Raw genomic sequence first — 1,215 nt, 5'->3', positions numbered from 1 at the left:
CGCCGCCGCCGTGCAGGCGTAGAGAAAGGCGTCGAAGTTCCTGAGTTCCGGCGCGGAGGGCAGGTCCACCTTGCGGTTGACGATGAAGGGCACTTCCTGTTCGGTCAGCCCGCCATGGCTGCGCAGCGGTTCCTTCAACGCGGCAAGGTCGTGGCGGTGCTCGGACGTGCCGATGGTCATGTTCTCGCCCGAGATCATCACGATGTCGCCGATCCGGTCGGCGGGCAGCTCAAAGCGTTTCACCGCCTCTTCGCGGGTGACGACAAGGATGATCTCGTCGCGGGCCGCCAGTTTCGCCATGATGGCGTCACGGTCGGCCCCGGCGGGCAGATAGCAGGTCGCGAAGGACCCGAGCGCCCCGTGGTGGACCACATAAGGGTCGGTGATCGGCAGGATCACCCTGGCCGCATCCTTGCCGAGCCACTCGTCCATCAGGTCCTGCACATAGATCACGGCCGGGGAACCATCGGCCTTGTGCTTGGGCTTCATGCCATGGTCGGCGGTCACGACGATGGCGGCGCCAAGGGCGTCAAGCTCGCCCAGATAGCGGTCGAACATCGCGTAGAAGTCCTTTGCGCCCTGCTGGTCGGGGGCGAACTTGTGCTGGATGTAGTCGGTGGTCGAGAGATACATCACATCGGGCCTGAACTCGCTGAGAAGCTTCACCCCGGCCGCGAACACGAACTCGGAAAGCTCCGCCGAATAGACCTCGGGCACCGGCATCCCGAGCCATGCGCTCGCATTGTCGATCCCGTGGTCGGCCTTGGTCGTGGTGCCGGATTTCTCGGACGAAAAGGCCACCGCGCGGTCCTCGTCGAACCTCAGTCCCGCGCCCAGAAGCGCGCGCAGCTTGTCCTTCGCCGTGACCATCGCCACCCGGGCGCCCGCCTCGTAGAAGCGCGAGAAGATTGTCGGCGCGCGCAGGAAGCGGACGTCGTTCATCATCACCTCTTCGCCCGTCTCGGGGTCATAAAGGTAGTTGCCGCAGATACCGTGAACGCTGGGCGGCCGTCCGGTCGCGATGGACAGGTTGTTCGGGTTGGTGAAGGACGGGATGACCGAATGCGCCAGCCGGTCGGTGCCCGTCGCCCGCATCCGCTTCAGGACCGGCATCAGCCCCTCGGCAATCGCCACGTCCAGATATTCCGGCTCGCACCCGTCCAGACAGATCGCCACGGCGGGGACCTTCGGCCAGGGATAGGCGCGGTCATTCGC

Annotated in this window: 1 protein-coding gene; it reads right to left on the bottom strand. The window is 65.3% G+C overall.

Going from position 1 to position 1,215, the window contains the following annotated elements; genetic code table 11:
* On the bottom strand, positions 1-1,215 hold a 1,215-nt coding region (phnA, locus tag P0645_RS19210), incomplete at both ends, for a phosphonoacetate hydrolase (RefSeq protein WP_284166164.1).

This window comes from Frigidibacter sp. SD6-1, from assembly GCF_030143255.1.
Taxonomy (GTDB): domain Bacteria; phylum Pseudomonadota; class Alphaproteobacteria; order Rhodobacterales; family Rhodobacteraceae; genus TMP-24.
The sequence above is the reverse complement of the archived record's forward strand: the minus strand, read 5'-3'. Positions and strand labels throughout refer to the sequence as shown.